This window comes from Roseinatronobacter alkalisoli, assembly GCF_028745735.1.
Taxonomy (GTDB): domain Bacteria; phylum Pseudomonadota; class Alphaproteobacteria; order Rhodobacterales; family Rhodobacteraceae; genus Roseinatronobacter; species Roseinatronobacter alkalisoli.
This window is the reverse complement of the sequence record NZ_JAQZSM010000127.1, coordinates 1-860: the sequence shown is the minus strand read 5'-3', so window position 1 is coordinate 860 and position 860 is coordinate 1. Positions and strand designations below refer to the sequence as shown.

Below are 860 nucleotides of genomic sequence, written 5' to 3'. Positions count from 1 at the left end.
AGCGTCGTGTCGCCTGTCGATGGTTGATCATCAACTTCTGATATCTCGCTGCGGATCCAGTCCAGAAACTTCAGCAATGGCGGGGAAGGTGGCGTGCCTTTGGGCCATGTCAGATAATAGCTTTCGCCCGTTCCACAGCCTTGCTCAAACGGGGCCACCAATGTCCCGAGTTTCAACCTGCGCTGCACGAAGTGGCGGTTGGCGATTGCGACCCCAAGATCCATCAAGGCCCCGTCATAAGCGAGCGAGCTGTTTTCAAAGAGAAGCCGGTTTCCTGGCGTGAATCCCGCATTGACAGAGTCCAGCCATCGCAGCCAATCACGGGGGCGGGCCATCGAAAACAGCAGTCTGACCTTCGACAAGTCGCTGATCTGCCGAAGCGGGTTGGCGGCCAGAAAGCTGGGCGAGCACACTGGGACAAGTTCCATATCGGCCAGCTTTTCCGCATGCAGGCCGGGCCAGTTTCCTTCGCCGCCACGAATGGCAGCGTCAAGATTGTCGGTATCAAAATCTGCCGCTTCTGCTGCCGACGACAAGCGTATTTCAATACGCGGGTGGGCGCTGTGAAACTTGTTCAGCCGTGGCATCAGCCACCCTTGCGAAAACGTCACATAGGACTGAATTGCCAGAATGTTGCGCTGCCCTCTGCGCGAAACATGCTTTGTGGCATCCTCTATGTCCTGAAATGCTTTGGCCACGCCTTTGTACAGAAGGTCGCCTTCGCGTGTCAGTTCCAGGCCGCGATTCAGGCGCCGGAACAATGTGACGCCCATGTAGTCTTCCAGCACACGCACCTGTCTGCTGACGGCGACCTGACTGACATTCAGTTCGTCGGCGGCCAATGTCAGGCTGTTGTGCCG

At 57.2% G+C, this 860-nt stretch carries 1 protein-coding gene; it reads right to left on the bottom strand.

The window, feature by feature from the left end; genetic code table 11:
* Positions 1-860: LysR substrate-binding domain-containing protein (locus PUT78_RS23675; RefSeq protein WP_274354662.1), on the bottom strand; the 860-nt coding region annotated here is incomplete at both ends.